This window comes from Alkaliphilus pronyensis (assembly GCF_009017275.1).
Classification (GTDB): Bacteria; Bacillota; Clostridia; order Peptostreptococcales; family Natronincolaceae; genus Alkaliphilus_C; species Alkaliphilus_C pronyensis.
Window position 1 is genome coordinate 24,489 of record NZ_WBZC01000023.1, and the last position, 17,733, is coordinate 42,221.

Sequence of the window (17,733 nt, forward strand, 5' to 3'; positions counted from 1 at the left end):
CTACCACATTATCTATCTCTTCTATTTTATATCTATATTTTACCACGAATTGCAGCAAAAGTAGCAACTTTTGGTGATGCTAGGTATATCTTAGCCTTCTTTGATCCCATGCGTCCATAGGTGTTCCTTACGGTTGTGGATATTGCAATATCTTCATCGCCAAGTACACCCTGATGTATTCCTGAACAGGCTCCACATCCTGGACTTAAAACGACACCTCCACTATTTCTGATTATACTACTGTAGCCTAATTTATCCATTTCATTTGCAATATTCTTAGAAGCAGGACAAACAAAAAGACTTACATTTCTGTTGATAAGTTTTCCCTCAAGAATGGTGACAACTTCTTTGATGTCCTCTAAGCGTCCATTTGTACAACCACCTATGAATACCTCAGTAATCTTTTCTATACTAACATTACTGATCTTTTCCACATTATCTGGTGAGCCAGGCAGAGCAATAAGGGATTCCACCTTACTTATATCTATGACTAGATCTGGCTTTATTTGATGCTGTAAGAGTTCTGTATCATTGGAGTAATAGGTTGTTCTAACACTAGCTTCTCCAAGTATATTAGTAATTGTCATATTTTGACTGACTGAAAGTCCATCAATTCCCTCGCCTGTAATAATTACAGCTTTATCCTTAAGTCCATTCAGCTTAAATGCTCCAAGTATTTCCAGTGCAATGTCCTTGCCCTTGTTTTCCTTTGTTTTTCCTTGAAGCTCAACATAAAGAACTGACGGAGCTTTAAAGGTGAAATATCCTTTTACCAATACATCTATCATTTCTGAAGGGGATATGGAAAAAGGAATTGCTCCAAGACCTGCCGAGGTGCTTACATGACCATCAACCCCTACTATAACCTTGTCAGATAGCTGTTCACCGAATTTGTCTGCAATAACCTGATGAAGAATCCCTTCTCCATTATTATATATATTAATTTTATGGTTTGTACAAAAGCCTTCAATAGCAAAATGCATATTACGTTGTTCTTTTGTAGCTGCTGGAAAGCAGTGATCAAAAGTAACATGCATTAAGTGACCAAAGGGTAATGTTCTGTCTAGCCTTTGATCTTCATACTCTTTTATGATTTTTGGCATGGAACCGTCATGGGCCAATGCATAATCCACCTTAAGCTTAATTTCTTTGCCCTCATAAACTTCATTCTCTTTAAATAGTTTAGAAAGCAGTTTGTGATCATTAACCATCTCATCCCTACTTTCATAATAATTTGAGAGGGAGGAGCTATAAAGTCCTCCCCCTCATAAAAATAATCTTTATCAATTATTATACCTAAGTGCTGTGGCTTATATTAGACCTGCAGCCCATAGCGCCCAGGTTGTCAGGAAGGATACCAATCCTCCAAAGAAGGTAGCACCACCATAGGTAATTAAAGCATTACGTATTTCCATTTTTGATAAGGTTGTTACAACCCAGAAATAACTACTGTTTACATATTTAATGATTACAGAACCTGATGCTCCAGCCAGCATGGCAGCTTCAGGTGTAAGTCCAAGTTGACTAAGCATTGGAGCAACAATTGCACCTGCTGTAATTACTCCCACTGTAGTAGATCCAGTGATCATATTCCCGATTACCCCAATTAAAAATGGAAGGATAATTGGCGATACTCCAGTTGTTGTAATCCAATCAGCGATTGCATCAACTGTAGGTGTTCCTCTAATGATTGTACTAAGTGATCCACCTAACCCTGTTACTACAAGAATCATAGCTGAAGTTCTTAGACCATCTTCCACCCATTTGTTTTTAGCAGCTTCTTTATGGTCTTTAGACGTAATGTTTCTGTAGGATAGCCAATCACCTATTGCCAGTGCAACCACAGGCCATCCTAAAAATTCAAAGATTGATTGAATACCGTGATCTTCAGGGAAAGCAAATTTCACAACACTTGCAGTAGCAATTAAAACAATAGGAATAACAATTGGTGCATAGGAATTAATTGTATTTGGAGCCTCTCCACTTGCTTTATTTGGATCTTTGTTTAAAAGAGAACTAGTTAAAAATTCTTCAGCAGGTGGTGCCACAATTCTAGGACCAACTATATACTGACCCCATATCCATGCTGCAAGAGACCCTGTAAAACATACTACACCACCGTAAATAATAATCAGACCCACATCAGCCCCGATAAGTGCTGCAGCTGCTAATGGTCCTGGTGTTGGAGGAACAAGTGCGTGTGTTAGCTGAAGTGCTCCAACCAGTCCAGCAGACATTGTAGCCATTGAAACACCAGATGCTGCTGCTGCAGAATGGACTAACGGATTAAGTATAACATATGCAATATCTGAAAAAACAGCAATCCCTAATACAAAGCCTGAAAGTGTTAATGCCAACGGCATTCTCTTTTCCCCAACAAGCTTAATCATTGATTTGGTTATGGTTTCTATTGCACCAGTATGCTTTAATGCTTCAGCCATAATAGAACCAAGAACAACAATGACACCTATACTTCCCAATGTTTTGCCAAATCCTTTTTCAAAAGCATCAATGAAATCAGGTATACTTACACCTGGCAGTACAGAGAACAAGATTAGAGGAATAAGCATTGCGTAAAACACATGCCACTTGTACTTTGCAATCAAAAGAAGCAGTAAAATAATTATTCCTAAGAAATCCATTAACGTTACTAATACATTACTAGATACCAATTAAATAACCTCCCTGTAAATTTAATATGAAATCTTAAAGTTTTGCTACTGTTTCTACACCCCCCTGAGCCAATGTAGTGTTTACTGAAGTGTTAGGCATATGCTTTCCATCCTAATTGTAGGCTTTTAGTTAATACAAACGTTTTCCTCGTGGTTATTAAGTAATTGAATAGGATGGAATTCATTATTATTAATATATTAAGTTGTTTTCAGGAAACCTAATGTATGCTTGTCTATTTGTCAGACATGCACCTTTTAAATAAAAAGTAATTATTAATAAAATAATTACTTTATATTCTGTTAATCAATTTTACCCTTATCAATGAAATCCTGTTTTGTAACTTCTATATGATCCATCATAATCATTTCTGCAATATCCTTTTTACCATTTTTAATTGCCTCCACCAAACGTACATGGTCCTGATAGTATTTAAACTCTGTTGTTTTTGCCTCGTCACTATCTAAGGTTGTTACATCTTCTATATGCTTCCATAATACAAAATTTCTCATGGTTTCAGCAATATATCTCATGGTTTCGTATAATACAGGATTATCAGCAGCCCTTGCTATTGTTAAATGAAATTCTGTGTTTACTTTTCTCCACCATCCTGCCTCCAGTGCTTTAGGCATTTCTGATACTAGTTCTTCTAATTTTCTTATATGCTCAGGAATTCTTTTCTCTGCTGCTAAGCGGACTATGCTAGGCTCAATTGCCTTACGTGCCTCCAGTATTTCAAAGGCCCCTATCTCATTATTTAACTCCTCTAAAGCATGTGTAAATTTGGAGCTGTCTATATTGTCTTTTATATAATGACCATCACCTCTGCGGCGATCGATTACGCCGAGAATTTCAAGTGCACTAAGTGCCTCCCTTAAGGATGAACGGCTTGTGTTAAAGGTTTTCGCCAGATGCAACTCTCCAGGTAGTTTATCACCAGGCTTAAGTTCACCATTTTCAATCATCTTATTAATTTGATTAACTATTTCTATATATATTTTTTTTGTTTTTACGGGCTCAAACTTCATTTTGGCACGACCTTTCAATCTGACTACTTGTCCAACAAGTAGTCATATATTTAATTTACATTATTCCTCATATTTTGTCAAGAAATTAACGTAATTTTTTTTAAATAATCTAAGTATGTAGGTTAAAGCAAAATTATGTTAATATCACTTTCATATGAATATAAGCACTTTTCCTTAAATATATATAATAAAGGGTAGGCTAAGCCATATCTAAAAACAATGCTTTGGAGGAGTCTTATGCTTTCTTTTTTTGTATTCCTTTCTTTAATATTATGTCTTATCCTCTTTTTTTCTAATAGCCTTCGTAGGATTTTTTTTAGTTTTATATCTAATTACTTGAGTATATTTGTAGTTTTGCTATTGGTAGTATTAATAGTTATTTACCCAAAAGAGTCTGTAAATGCAGCATATGTAGGCTTAATGACTTGGTTTACAGTTGTTCTTCCTGCTCTTTTGCCCTTCTTTATTGGAGCAGAGCTACTTATTGGGCTTGGAGTAGTTAAATTTATTGGGATATTATTAGAACCACTAATGCGTCCCCTTTTTAATGTACCTGGGGAAGGCTCCTTTGCCTTTGCCATGAGTATTACCTCTGGCTATCCAGTAGGTGCCAAAATCGTCAGCAAGCTTCGAGATGACAAGATTTTAACATCTATTGAAGCCCAGAGGTTGGCTGCATTTTCTAGCACCTCTGGTCCTTTGTTTATTATGGGAGCAGTAGGTGTAGGTATGTTTAAGTCCCCTGAGATAGGCTGGTTTTTAGCTATATGTCACTATTTAGGTGCTATATCTGTAGGTGTTTTATTTAGCTTCTACAAAAGCACTAAAAGAAATATAATAAAATCTAATAAAAACTATCTTCTTTCTGCCTTTAGTGAGCTTAAAAAAGCTAGAAAAAAAAGTCCCTCCCTAGGTGTATTGCTTGGTAAAGCAGTTAAAGAATCTGTTAATACAATGCTTATGGTAGGTGGCTTTATAATTATGTTTTCTGTAATTATTAACATTTTGGAATTAATAGGGTTTATACATTTTGTCACTGAAATTCTACTTTTTTTATTTAAGCCTTTTGACTTTAATTACTCATTAATAAAAGGGTTAATAATTAGTATCTTTGAAATAACAATTGGCTGTAAAGAGGTTGCCGAGGCTGGCTCTGTATACACGGTTTCTAAAATAGCTATTGCTTCATTTGCAATTGCCTGGAGTGGTTTCTCTATACATGCTCAAGCAATTAGTATTTTAACCTCAACTGACTTTAAAACAGGTATATATATTTTTTCTAAGCTTATTCAGGGTATTTTTTCTTTAGTATTTGTGTATCTACTATTTCCTGTTTTTAATAGGCTAGTTAACCCCATTAAGCCAGTTTTTGTTTACAATGAAGATTTATTTTTACCCTACAGAATTTTTGAAAGCTTTAAAATTTCCATTGAGCTTTTCATAGGAATAGTATTGTTTTTACTAGTTATTTCATTGTTTGTATCCCTTTATCAATATATTAAAGGATGCCTACATAAAGGTTAATATAGGTTTATTTACGTTACAAAAAAGTATTATTTTTTTAACTTGATATTAATATGTTGTTAACTTATATGCATTAATATTAAGCTATAAAGTTAATAATATGATATTTGATAGAGACAACCATTAAGTTTCCTCCCCCTCTTAATGGTTGTTGTATTTTTTGAAAAAAAACTATTTCATTTCCTTAATTTCACTACGATTTTCCTTAATGGTTCCTATAACCTCTAATAGTTTTTCCTCTGTTAAGCCTAAAAGCTGGTCCACATATTCTCTTGCTCCAATTCGCATTTCCTTTGCACTACTTTGGGCTTGCTTTACTATGTCTTCCGCCTGTTTTTGAGCTTTTTTAGTTATTTCATCTTCTTCCACCATTTCCCTTATATGCTTATTGGCTTCCTCTAATATTAAATCTGCCTCCTGCTGTGCCTCTATAAGTATTTTTTGACGCTCCTCCTTAATCCATTGAGCCTGTTTAATCTCATCAGGTAAATGTATTCTAATTTCTTTTATTATTTCAAGCGCATCATTACGATCTACCATTACTTTATTGGCAAAAGGTATGGAAGAGCCATTTTCAATTATATCCTCTAATTCTTCTATAAGCTTTAATACCCTCACAATAATCCCCCTTACTATTATTCTATAGCTTTTTAAGTATTGCCTTTACTATTGGTTGAGGCACTAATCCTTCAATGCAGCCTCCAAAACGTGCCACTTCCTTAACTACACTAGAGCTAAGATATGAATTTTGACTACTGGTCATTAGGAAAATAGTTTCTAATTCAGGAGATAGCTTTCTATTCATTAGAGCCATTTGAAACTCATATTCAAAATCTGATACAGCCCTAAGTCCTTTAACAATAACGTTGGCGCTTTTTTTAGCTGCATAATCAATTAACAGCCCTGAAAAGCTATCTACTTCTACATTTTCGAAGGACTTAATTACTTCCTTAATCAATGTAACACGTTCCTCTATTATAAACATCGGATTTTTACTTGGATTTTCTAACACTGCAACAATAACCTTGTCACATATTTTTGAAGCCCTTTCTATAATATCTAAATGCCCATTTGTTATTGGATCAAAGCTTCCTGGATAAATTCCAATTTTCATTTATACTTCCTCCCTCAATTGATAAAAAGAAACACATGTATTTCCAAAGCTTTTACTACGGAACTTTACTAAATTGCTAACAGCTTCTGGAGGAGAATCGTTTTTATCATGCTCTATTATTATAATTCCTTCCTTGTTTAATACATTGTTGAATCCTATGGCTTCTAAAGTTGGGATAATTAGCCCTTTATCATATGGGGGATCCATGAAAATTAAATCTGCCATTATATTTTTTGTCTTAAAACCGTTGATGGCGGCTTTACTGTCAGACTTAATTATTTCTGCACCTTCTGATAGCTTTGTTTTTTTTAGATTTTCTTTTATTATTTCAATACTGTTAGAGTCTTGATCAACAAAATAGCACTTTTGTGCACCCCTTGATAAGGCCTCAATACCAAGATTCCCTGTTCCTGCATATAAATCTATAATGATGCTGTCATTTATATTATATTGAAGAATATTAAAAATGCTTTCCTTTACTCGGTCTGACGTTGGTCTAATATCTATACCTTTAGGGGGCTTTAATGTATGTCCCTTTGCCATTCCTGCAATAATACGCATATTATACCTCCCTATTCTTTGGTAATTAATTATTATTTTAACATAGTATTCTATTGTTAACAAAATTTTTTTATACATATAGGTTTTCTACCCATAAAATATTTATACACTCTTATTTTCAACTATTAACTGAATCCAACTTCTTCATAGAATTGCTCAAACTTTTCTTCAAGAGCCTTCTTTAAAATTGGATATTTTTCTAATGTTAGGTCTGGGTCTTCTCTAAGTAATTCTGCCACTTGTTTTTCTACAGCTTTTAAAATTTTTACGTGCTTAAAGATATCTGCAATTTTTAGCTCTGGAAGACCGTGCTGTCGAATACCAAAGAATTCCCCTGGGCCTCTAAGGGCTAAATCCTTCTCTGAAATCACAAATCCATTGTTGGTTTCAACCATTATTTTAACCCTTTCCTTTGCTATTTCACTTTTACAGTCATGTACTAATATGCAATAGGATTGGTGTGATCCTCTTCCAACTCGTCCCCTTAACTGGTGTAGCTGTGCTAACCCATATCTTTCTGAGTTTTCTATAAGCATTATAGTTGCATTTGGAACATTTACACCCACCTCTATAACTGTAGTCGAAACTAGTATATCTATTTCACCATTTTTAAAGGAAGTCATAACAGCCTCTTTTTCCCTAGCCTTCATTTTTCCATGAAGAAGTCCAACCCTATAATTTGTAAAAACAGTATTTTTCAACTCTTCAGCAGTTTCGGTTGCTGAGTGGGCCTCTATTGCTTCGGATTCTTCAACCAATGGACATACGATGTATGCTTGTCGACCTTCATCAAGCTGTTTTTTTACAAAGTCATAGGCCCTTCCCTTTTTATCTTCTTTTATTTCAACAGTTTTTATATCTTTTCTGCCGGGGGGTAATTCATCAATAATTGATATATCTAAATCTCCATATAATATTAGTGCTAGTGTACGGGGTATTGGTGTAGCTGTCATTACTAAAAGATGTGGATCAACCCCTTTATTTACTAAGGCAGTCCTTTGTCTAACTCCAAATCTATGCTGTTCGTCGGTTATAGCTAAAGCTAATTGCTTAAAATCTACAGCCTCTTGAATAATTGCATGGGTGCCTACTACTATATCAACACTCCCGTTGGCAATATCCTTTAGCAGAGTAGTTTTTTGTTGCTTTGTTAAGCTTCCAATCAGTAGACCAACCCTTATATTGAATTGACTGAGTAGCTGTGTTAATGATTGATAATGCTGTTCAGCTAATATCTCTGTGGGGGCCATCATTACACCTTGATAACCATTTAATACACAAATGTATAAAGCTAATATTGCTATAATAGTTTTTCCTGAGCCTACATCACCTTGCACAAGTCGATTCATAGGCGTAGGCCTTTGTATATCCTCTAGTATTTCATTTAAGGTTCTCATTTGTGAAGAGGTAAGCTTAAATGGTAAAGCATCCAAAAGCTGTAGGTATCCCTTCTTTTTTAAAGGTATTCCATTTTTAAATCTAGCAATGTTTTTCTTTATACCTGCTAATCCCAATTGTAATAAAAAGAACTCATCAAATACAAGCCTATATTTAGAAACCTTTAATTGCTTTTCATTTAAGGGAAAATGAATATGCTTTAAAGCGAAGTCAAGATTGCAAAGTCTATTTTTTTTTCTTAACTCCTCAGGTATATGATCTTCAATATTATTTGAAGATAATTCTAAAACATAGCTTTGCATTGCTAAAAGCTGGTTTTGCTTTAGCCCTTCTGTAGCAGGATAAATAGGCACAATTCTATTTATCTTCACATCTTCATCGGTATCAATTTGTGAATAGGTAGGATTAATCATCTCAAAACCATTTAAACCCCTTTTAGCTTCACCATTCACCATTATTTTGCTTCCTGCTTTTAATTGATTTCTTAGATATGGCATATTAAAAAAGGTTATAAATATTCTTCCAGTATCATCCTTTAATGCAAACTGTAATACCGTTAATCTTCTTCTGTTTTTTATTAAACGTCCCTGTCCAATTATTTCCCCGATTATAGTAACCTTATCTCCAGCAACAAGCTGATTAATCTTCTTGATCCTTCTACGATCATCATAATCTCTAGGAAAGTGATATAATAGATCTAAAGGAGTACTTATATTTAACTTAATTAACCGTTCTGCAGTTTTAGGTCCTACGCCCTTTAAAAACTGTATGTTTTGCTTCAGTATATCCATATGATCACCCCATGAACTTCAATGAATCTACTTTCTCTTTGTTACTTTAAAAACTCGGCACCCTAAGGTGATTTAGAGAAAGGCTGCAAGAGTCTGGCTTTTCCCTATACGCCCCGTTGCCGAGTTTAAGTACATGAAATCTATATAAAACTTTATATAATAATTTTTTTGCTCAATAGAAAATATATAATAATATAAAGGCTGACCTCCATAGTATACTTCAATATCGCAATTGGGGTAAGTAGACTCTAATTCCTCTACTAAAGAATTAGCTTCATCCTCACCTATTTCTTTACCGTAAAATACTGTTATCATTTCATGTTCATCTGTTACAAGCTTATCTAGTAGTGCAAGGGAAACTTCTCTCTTATTCTTACCTACAGATTTAATTTCACTGTTACCAATACCTAAAATATCCCCCGTAGATATTTCTACATCATTATAGTTTGTATCACGAACAGCATAGGTAATTTGACCCGTAGTAACATGCTTAATTGCTTCATTCATTTCCTCTTCATTATCTTTATCGGATAATTCCATATTAAATGATAATAATGCTGCTATACCTTGAGGTACAGTCTTGGTAGGTATTACAATAATGTTTTTTGATGAAATTGATTTTGCTTGATTGGCTGCCATTATAATATTGCTATTATTAGGCAATATAAAAATAGTTTCTGCCTCTATCTCATCTAATGCCTTAACAAAATCTTCTGTACTGGGGTTCATTGTTTGACCGCCTTCGATAACATGGTCCACTCCAAAATCTTTGAAAATTTTAGTTAAGCCATCCCCCATAGTAACTGTTACCATACCATGTTTTTTCTTTATCTTAGGTACACTCTTTAAAGCTTCTTCATTATCCTGTCTATACTGAAGCTTCATATTGTCAATTTTAATATCTGATAAATAACCTACCTTTAAGGATTTCTCCATAACCTCTCCTGGGTTATTTGTATGTATATGTACCTTTACAAGGTTTTCATTTCCAACAACAAGTAAAGAGTCACCATACGGTGTAAAGGTATCCTTTAAAGCATCTATATTAGCATTCCTAGAGTTAATAATAAACTCAGTACAGTATGAAAACTTAATATTATCTATGTCTTCAATTTCATGCTCTACAGTTGCTTTAACAACTTCATAATCATCGGTTTTAGTTATATTACCTGTTAATGCTCCTAAAGCGCCAATATATATGTATACTAGTCCTTTTCCACCAGAATCAACAACTCCTGCATCCTTTAAGACCTTTAACATTTCAGGTGTTCGACTTAATGCATCTTCTGACTGTTGTATAACCTTTTCTAAAAAAATCACTATATTCTTTTCTTCTTTTGCAATCTCTATTGCTTTTTCAGCGCTTTCTCGAGCTACAGTTAAGATTGTACCTTCAACTGGTTTCATTACTGCTTTATAGGCAGTGTCAGATCCTGATTTTAAAGCTTTTGCTAAATCTACTGTAGAAAGCCTTTTCTTACCTTTAATTCCTTTTGCAAAGCCTCTAAATAACTGAGATAAAATAACTCCTGAATTACCTCTTGCTCCCATTAAAGAGCCATTGGCTAATGCATTAGCTATGTCTTCTATTGATGTTGATGTGCATTTTTTAACCTCTTTTACAGCAGATTGAATTGTTAATGACATATTTGTACCTGTATCACCATCTGGTACAGGGAACACATTGAGGGAATTTATAATCTGCTTGTTTTTTTCTAGCGAATTGGCCCCTTCAATGATCATATCTCTTAGCCGTTGGTCATCTATATATTCTATTATCAAGCCTAGTACCTCCTTAGCTACTTTTCTATTCGAACACCTTGAACGTTTATGTTTACTTTTTTAACATTCATTCCTGTTAAGTGTTCAATATTATATTTTACTTTTTCTATAATGTTATTTGCAACAACAGAAATCCTTGTACCAAACTCTACAATTACAAATAAGTCGACAACAATTGTATCATCGTACGTATGTACCTTTACACCCTTACTAGAATGTTCCCGCATAAGTAATTCAACTAGTCCTCCAGTAGCAGATTTAGCTGCCATACCTACTAAACCATAGCATTCCATGGCAGATGCTCCTGCAATTGAGGCTAGAACTTGGTCATCAATAATGATAGTACCTAATTTATTAGTCAACTTTCCAGGCATAAGCTAATCCTCCTTAATATTGTTATAGTCATAAAGCTAAAACCCTAACTGTTTTATTGTTTTATTTAAATTTTAATTTTAAACTCTTAACTCTTAATTATGATTTGTAATTTTTAATTTTTAATTATGTCTTTTAGTTTATCATTTACCTTTTTCATTTAATTTTCAATTTTCAACTTAATCTTTTATCATTATGTTTTAACTCTTCACTCTTAATTTTTAATTTTTCACTTTTCACTTTTCACTTTTCACTTTTAACTTTCTTTTTATGGTTTTTCACTTATTCCCTATTCCTTATTACCTATTCCTTATTACTTGCTTTTGTAGTTTCCAACTTTCCAACTTTCCATTTTTTTTAAATCTTTTCATTACTCATTACTCATTACTCATTACTCATTGCTCATTACTAATTACTAATTGTTTTTGCCCATACTCATAATTTTTATATATCAATATTGTATATGAATTAATAAAAATCTTCAACTAAAAAGCGAATAACATGCGAATTAATGTAAAAAATCCTATTATTATATAATGTTTAAGAATAAAAAATATATATTTATTGCAAAAATAGTACCAATGTGATAATATAATAATGTTTTTAAGTTGCCCTTGATTGAAGGAGGTGTTATCATGGCAAAAGTATGTGATGTATGTGGTAAAGGAAAGGTTTTCGGAAACCAAGTAAGTCACTCAAACCGTCATTCAAAAAGAACCTGGTCTCCTAATTTAAGAAGAGTCAGAGCTATTATTAACGGTACTCCAAAAAGAGTTAGCGTATGTACAAGATGTTTACGTACAGGAAAAGTTGAAAGAGCTTTATAATTAAAATTTGCCACAAATGATATAAAAGCCACCTTCAGGTAGGCTTTTTATATTTTCTTAAATTTGAAATATTATTATTCCCAAAATAATTAAACCACAGCCAAGCAAGAATATCCATGCTTTAAAGGGTATTAAGTAAACAAAAATCACAACACCTATACCACAGCATACTAAACCCATAAAATTCCACAATGAAAAATGCCTTCTTTTTTTGTACATATAATCACCTTCTTAAATAGGTTCTCATATTATACTATGCACAAAAAAATAAAACTGCTACAGTTTTTTTATGCAGTTTTATTTTTTAAATTTGCTATTGGGTTTTCTTTTGTCTTTTCATTCAACATTCAACATTTCTTTTATGTTTTTAACTCTTAACTCTTAACTCTTCACTCTTAATTTTTGACTCTTAACTCTTAACTCTTCACTCTTCACTCTTAATTTTTAACTCTTAACTCTTTATCTTTAATTAGCTCCTTATTCCCTATTATTTATTCCTTATTCCCTTTTCCCTATTACTTATTACTTATTCCTTATTCCCTATTCCCTATTCCCTATTCCCTATTCCTTATTACTTGCTTTTGTAGTTTTTAATTTTTCACTTTTAACTTTTAACTATGTCTTCCTGTTTTCCATTTTTAATTTTTCACTTTTAACTTTTAATTCTACTAGCTCCCTATTCCCATGATATAATCACCAGCAAAACTCCATCCTTAACAGTTATTTTTCCTTTTTTACTTAATAGTCTATTACTAATGCCAATAGAGCTACCTCTACTAATATCATAATTATTTAGTGGATATTCCATACCCTCTAGGGTTACTCCCTTTACACAGCTGGATAATGGAATAATTGATACATTTGCATCTGTAGCTTCAACTTCAAGCTCACTGTTTGTAATTGTAGCAATATTTTTTTCATCCATTAGAGCCCCTTTTATGCCCATCTCAAGCAGCCTATTAAGTAGCATTAGGTTGCCTAAGCTGTGATCCCACCTAGAACCCATACATCCAACAATGGTTATTAATTGTGGATTCAGAGCTATAGCATAATCTAGTGCAATATCAGTATCTGTTTTATCCTTTCTTGTGGAGTATCTTTCAACCTTTACTCCTTCATTAAGCATCCAATTCATATCTTTTTTTGATATAGAATCAAAATCCCCCAATAGTAGATTAGGCCTTTTATGAAGGCTTACTAAATATTTTGCTGCTCCATCTGCACATATAATATATGAATGCTGTTTTATTTGACTCTCTAAAAAATCCATGCTGCTTATATGACCATTAGCTATTATTAAAACCTTCATTTTATACAGTTCCATTCCTTTTCATAAGCTCAACAGTATAAGGTATATTAGGGCTGTTAAAAATAGCACTTCCAGCCACTATAACATTTGCACCAGCAGAAGTAACTAGATTAATATTATCAGGGCTAATACCTCCATCTACTTGAATATCTATGTCTAACCCTTTATCCTTTATCATTGTGCTTAGTTTTTTAATTTTAGGGAGTGTAGCTTCAATAAGCTTTTGTCCTCCAAAACCAGGGTTTACAGTCATAATTAGTACCATATCAAGGTCTGCTAACACATAATCAAGCACATTTAATGGAGTGGCAGGGTTTAATGCTACACAGGCCTTTATTCCATGCTGTTTTATAAGTTGAATTGTTCTATGAAGGTGAATACAGGCTTCACTATGAACAGATATTATATCGGCACCGGCCTTTATAAAATCTGGAATATATTTATCGGGGTTTTCTATCATTAAATGGACATCAAATGGAAGCTTAGTTTTGTCCTTTAAGCTATTTACCACTAAAGGCCCTATTGTTATATTAGGTACAAAATGTCCATCCATTACATCAATATGTAGCATATGACATCCTGCTGCTTCTACAGTGTTTACATCATCTATAAGCTTTGAGAAATCTGCAGACAGAATTGAGGGTGCGATTTTTATCATAGTTTAGTACCTCCTGTTTGATCTTATTTCTTCTAATAATTGCAGATAGCTTTCATATCGTTCCTTAGCAATTAAATTATCTTCTACTGCCTTTTTTACAGAACAGCTTGGTTCGTTTTCATGTAGACAAGAAGAAAACCTACAATTACCTGCTAAGCTACGTAGCTCTGGAAAACAATATTGAAGCTCTGCTTCTTCAGTAAAATCAATCTTTAACGAGCTAAAGCCTGGGGTATCAACTACCCAGCCCCGTTGATTTAACGGAATTAACTCAACATGTCGGGTTGTATGCTTACCCCTTTCATTTTTTGTACTTAAGCCACCAGTTTGCAAATGTATATTTGATTGTACTTGATTAAGCAGAGTAGACTTTCCAACCCCTGAAGGGCCAGCAAAAACTGATACCTTTCCACATAAAGCCCTCTTTAGCTTTTCAATACCATCACTATTTTCCTTTGTGGCTAGTAAAACTTTGTAGCCAGCCTTTTCGTATATATCAACCATCCACATGTAATCCTTCTGTTGCTGAAGATCAATTTTGTTAAAGCAAATAATAATATCTAGCATTTGACCTTCAGCGAGAACTAAAAATCTATTCAGTAAAGAGAGATTGGGTTCTGGTTGGGTTATGGCAAAAACAACAACTGCTTGATCTACATTTACAACTGGAGGTCTAATTAGCTCATTTTTTCTCTGTAATATTTCTTCAACCATACCTAGTTTTTCTTCTTGATTAAGTATTGAAAAATGTACTTTATCTCCCACCATTGGAGTTTCATTGTTTTTACGCAGAATTCCCCTTGCCTTACACTCATAAATATTTATACTATCATCTACATAGTAGAAGCCACCAATACCCTTTATGATTCTTCCCTCTTTCATGAAAAACCTCCCTTAACCAGCTATTTATCATTTAAAACACCGTTTGAGTTTCAGAATGGAACTCGTTATTAACATAAATCTCAAACACGTGACTTCCAGAGCCTTCCTTTGCTTGTACTAAGGCACGAATACTTGTACCCTCTGTGTTAACATTGTGTCTTTTATTAAATACCACCTGTCTACCACTGCTGCTAATTTGATATATTACAACATCAACATTTCCTGTGTACTCATTTAGATCAATATTTATATATTTATCCACCAATGGAGCAGAAGTTTCTTCTGCGTTTTCTTCCTCTTGGTTTTCCTCTTCATTGCTTTCTATGTTTTCACCTTCTGGACCTAAGCTAACCACTAAATCTACTACTGTTCCTTCTTCAACTTCGGTTGTTTCTGGTATGCTTTGCTTAATTATCTCATCCTTAGGATATTCTTCACTGTTCTCTTCTTTAATATCACCAACAGTAAGCCCCAATTGCTCTATGGTTGCCTTACCGGTTTCAATATCTGATCCAACTAGGTTGGGCATTAATACTGTTTGAATCTTTGGTCCTAAGCTTACTACATAATCAACAGTAGACCCTTGTGGTACTTCAAGTCCAGCCCGTGGATTTTGTCTAATAATAATACCTATAGGTAAGCTCTCATGGTTTTCTTCTTTAACTTCTCCCTCCACTAAGGAAGCATCTCGAAGAATGTACTTAGCGTCCATAGAATTTTTATTTTCAAGCTCTGGGACCTTTACTAATCTACTGCCAAGACTTACTAACACCCTAATTTGTCCACCTTTTTTAATGGTTCTTCCCTCCACTGGGTTTTGATCAATTATAATATCTAAGGGAACCTCTGGATCGTTTTTTTCTTGAACAATTAATTCAACCTCATATTCTTCCATAATTCTTCTTGCTTCGTCAATATCTTCACCAATTAAATTAGGCACTGTCACATCAGGAGTACCAAACCAGTCTCCACCATAAAAAAATCCGAAGGTAAACAGGAGGGCGGCAATTAAGGCTGCTACTATTGCCCCTGCAACAACCCATTTATTTACTCTTTTGTCCTCCTTATTCTTTCTATACCTTTTATTGAATTTATCTTCTTTATTAGACATATCAATAGATGATTTTCCATATGCTTCTTCCGTAACCTTTGGTATTACTTGAGTTGGAGAGTCAACCTCGCTTGCTCTACTTGAGAAGTACCTGGATGTAGGCTCATTTTTCAGCTGCTTCAACTCATCAATTAGTTCTTGAGTATTTTGGAATCTAGCAGATTGCTCCTTTTGCATCAGTTTTTGAATTGTTTTTTCCAATCCATCATTAATATCTACATTTAGCTTTGATGGGTCTAAAGGCTGTTCTTGTATTTGCTTTAAAGCAACTGTTATTGGACTGTCACCTTCAAATGGAACCTTACCAGTGGCCATCTCATACATTACAATCCCAAGTGAGTACAAATCTGATTTTTCATCTGTGTATCCACCCCTTGCTTGCTCAGGAGAAAAGTAATGGACAGACCCAATAACACTTCCTGCGTTGGTAATTGTAGAAGATGTGGCAGCAAGAGCAATTCCAAAATCCGTTACCTTAGCTCTATTATCTGAAGTAATTAAGATATTATGGGGTTTTATATCCCTATGGACTATATGGTTATTATGGGCATGTTTAAGTGCATAGGCTATTTGCTTTCCATAGTCAATTATCTCATTAAGGGTAAGGGGGGCTCTTTCCTTTATAACCTCCTTTAAGGTTTTGCCTGCAACGTATTCCATAACAATGTAATAAATACCCTCATCTTCACCGACATCATATATATTAACTATATTGGGGTGAGATAAGCTGGCAGCAGCTTGTGATTCTCTCCTAAACTTATCTAGTATATCCTTATCACTTGCGAATTCAGAACGTAATATTTTAACAGCTACATATCTATTTAGTAAATTACATTTAGCCCTATAAACGACAGCCATTCCGCCTCCGCCTATTTTTTCTACGATCTCATATCTGTTACCTAAAATTTTACCTATCATCTTCTCACCTACCCATCTAGTTGACTTTTATTATTTTTTATAATAATTATTGTAATATTGTCATATCCCCCCCGTTGGTTAGCTAGTTCTACCAGCTGTAAACAGGATTTCTGACAATCATCATTTTCTAAAACTGTTTTTTCAATCTCGTATTTATCAACAAAATTACTTAAACCATCAGTACATAATACGAGTACATCCCCATTATTAAAGTCAAGCTTAAATATATCAGCCTTTGCTTCTTCATTAGTACCTAAAGCTTTAGTAATAATGTTTTTTTGAGGGTGCTTCATGGCTTCCCTTTCTGATATACTTCCTTTTCTTAAAAGCTCGGCTACTAGTGAATGATCCTGTGTTATTTGACCTATAGCACCACCCCTAATTAAGTAGCCTCTACTATCTCCTATATGACCTAAATACATTTTATTATTGGCATATAGGGCTAAAGTGGCAGTTGTTCCCATACCATCGCACTCAGTATCCTCCATACCTCTTTTATATATTTCTTTATTAGCACGATTAAAGGCTTCAAACATAATTCCTTTTATTGATTCATCCTCATTCTCATCCTCTAGGTATTTTAATATATGTTCCTTTATGGTATCAATGGCTATTTGACTTGCTACCTCTCCTCCATTATGTCCACCCATACCGTCAGCAACCATAAATAGTTTAATCTTTTCGTCAATAATGCAGTAATTATCTTCATTAATATCACGAACTTTACCTATGTCAGTAATAACCCCATAGTTCATAGCATAAACCCCTCCTCTTACATACTATTAAAT

The 17,733-nt window shown here is 33.9% G+C and carries 17 protein-coding genes; 2 read left to right on the top strand and 15 right to left on the bottom strand.

The features are described from left to right. Positions 1 to 32: 32 nt before the first annotated feature. From F8154_RS07150 to F8154_RS07160, 3 genes are all read right to left on the bottom strand, one after another. Positions 33 to 1,211: an aconitase family protein gene (locus F8154_RS07150; protein ID WP_151860930.1), complete on the bottom strand. Its 1,179-nt coding sequence runs from the start codon at positions 1,209 to 1,211 to the stop codon at positions 33 to 35. Between the two features lie 99 nt (positions 1,212 to 1,310). Then, positions 1,311 to 2,672, bottom strand: coding sequence for a GntP family permease (locus F8154_RS07155; protein WP_151860931.1), 1,362 nt, complete (start codon positions 2,670 to 2,672; stop codon positions 1,311 to 1,313). 300 nt (positions 2,673 to 2,972) lie between these two features. Then, entirely contained in the window at positions 2,973 to 3,698 is a 726-nt protein-coding gene (locus tag F8154_RS07160) for a FadR/GntR family transcriptional regulator (RefSeq protein ID WP_151860932.1), read from the bottom strand. A gap of 336 nt (positions 3,699 to 4,034) precedes the next feature. On the opposite strand from F8154_RS07160, the gene ylbJ reads away from it, so the two are divergent. Further along, positions 4,035 to 5,222 (top strand): sporulation integral membrane protein YlbJ, encoded by a 1,188-nt coding sequence (ylbJ, locus tag F8154_RS07165; RefSeq protein WP_243141200.1) that lies wholly within the window; start codon positions 4,035 to 4,037, stop codon positions 5,220 to 5,222. A 171-nt stretch (positions 5,223 to 5,393) separates the two neighbouring features. Here ylbJ and F8154_RS07170 read toward each other — a convergent pair whose 3' ends face one another. From F8154_RS07170 to F8154_RS07195, 6 genes are all read right to left on the bottom strand, one after another. Further along, positions 5,394 to 5,840 carry an ATP synthase subunit B family protein gene (locus tag F8154_RS07170; RefSeq protein ID WP_151860934.1) on the bottom strand — a complete coding sequence of 149 codons (447 nt, stop codon included), beginning with the start codon at positions 5,838 to 5,840 and terminating at the stop codon, positions 5,394 to 5,396. A 22-nt stretch (positions 5,841 to 5,862) separates the two neighbouring features. After that, positions 5,863 to 6,336 carry a pantetheine-phosphate adenylyltransferase gene (gene coaD, locus F8154_RS07175; protein ID WP_151860935.1) on the bottom strand — a complete coding sequence of 158 codons (474 nt, stop codon included), beginning with the start codon at positions 6,334 to 6,336 and terminating at the stop codon, positions 5,863 to 5,865. Further along, on the bottom strand, positions 6,337 to 6,897 hold the full coding sequence (gene rsmD, locus F8154_RS07180; protein ID WP_151860936.1) for a 16S rRNA (guanine(966)-N(2))-methyltransferase RsmD: 561 nt from the start codon (positions 6,895 to 6,897) through the stop codon (positions 6,337 to 6,339). 125 nt (positions 6,898 to 7,022) lie between these two features. Further along, positions 7,023 to 9,086, bottom strand: coding sequence for an ATP-dependent DNA helicase RecG (gene recG / locus F8154_RS07185; protein ID WP_151860937.1), 2,064 nt, complete (start codon positions 9,084 to 9,086; stop codon positions 7,023 to 7,025). A gap of 72 nt (positions 9,087 to 9,158) precedes the next feature. Continuing rightward, a complete protein-coding gene (locus tag F8154_RS07190; protein WP_192930197.1) occupies positions 9,159 to 10,865 on the bottom strand; it encodes a DAK2 domain-containing protein in 1,707 nt (568 codons plus the stop codon). Positions 10,866 to 10,885: 20 nt separating this feature from the next. Then, positions 10,886 to 11,242 carry an Asp23/Gls24 family envelope stress response protein gene (locus F8154_RS07195; RefSeq protein ID WP_151860939.1) on the bottom strand — a complete coding sequence of 119 codons (357 nt, stop codon included), beginning with the start codon at positions 11,240 to 11,242 and terminating at the stop codon, positions 10,886 to 10,888. Between the two features lie 633 nt (positions 11,243 to 11,875). On the opposite strand from F8154_RS07195, the gene rpmB reads away from it, so the two are divergent. After that, a complete protein-coding gene (rpmB, locus tag F8154_RS07200) occupies positions 11,876 to 12,067 on the top strand; it encodes a 50S ribosomal protein L28 (protein WP_151860940.1) in 192 nt (63 codons plus the stop codon). A 57-nt stretch (positions 12,068 to 12,124) separates the two neighbouring features. On the opposite strand, the gene F8154_RS15055 is transcribed toward rpmB, so the two are convergent. The 6 genes from F8154_RS15055 to F8154_RS07225 all read right to left on the bottom strand — a co-directional run bounded on the left by F8154_RS15055 (position 12,125) and on the right by F8154_RS07225 (position 17,700). Then, positions 12,125 to 12,286: a hypothetical protein gene (locus F8154_RS15055; RefSeq protein WP_192930191.1), complete on the bottom strand. Its 162-nt coding sequence runs from the start codon at positions 12,284 to 12,286 to the stop codon at positions 12,125 to 12,127. Positions 12,287 to 12,743: 457 nt separating this feature from the next. Then, positions 12,744 to 13,376: a thiamine diphosphokinase gene (locus F8154_RS07205; RefSeq protein WP_192930192.1), complete on the bottom strand. Its 633-nt coding sequence runs from the start codon at positions 13,374 to 13,376 to the stop codon at positions 12,744 to 12,746. Position 13,377: 1 nt separating this feature from the next. Continuing rightward, complete coding sequence (gene rpe / locus F8154_RS07210) at positions 13,378 to 14,034, bottom strand: ribulose-phosphate 3-epimerase (protein WP_151860942.1); 657 nt, start codon at positions 14,032 to 14,034, stop codon at positions 13,378 to 13,380. Positions 14,035 to 14,037: 3 nt separating this feature from the next. Next, the gene (rsgA, locus tag F8154_RS07215; RefSeq protein ID WP_151860943.1) at positions 14,038 to 14,916 is read right to left on the bottom strand and encodes a ribosome small subunit-dependent GTPase A; all 879 of its coding nucleotides are present in this window, start codon (positions 14,914 to 14,916) and stop codon (positions 14,038 to 14,040) included. A 31-nt stretch (positions 14,917 to 14,947) separates the two neighbouring features. Beyond that, positions 14,948 to 16,945 carry a Stk1 family PASTA domain-containing Ser/Thr kinase gene (pknB, locus tag F8154_RS07220; protein ID WP_151860944.1) on the bottom strand — a complete coding sequence of 666 codons (1,998 nt, stop codon included), beginning with the start codon at positions 16,943 to 16,945 and terminating at the stop codon, positions 14,948 to 14,950. A gap of 8 nt (positions 16,946 to 16,953) precedes the next feature. Beyond that, positions 16,954 to 17,700, bottom strand: coding sequence for a Stp1/IreP family PP2C-type Ser/Thr phosphatase (locus F8154_RS07225; protein WP_151860945.1), 747 nt, complete (start codon positions 17,698 to 17,700; stop codon positions 16,954 to 16,956). Positions 17,701 to 17,733 lie beyond the last annotated feature (33 nt).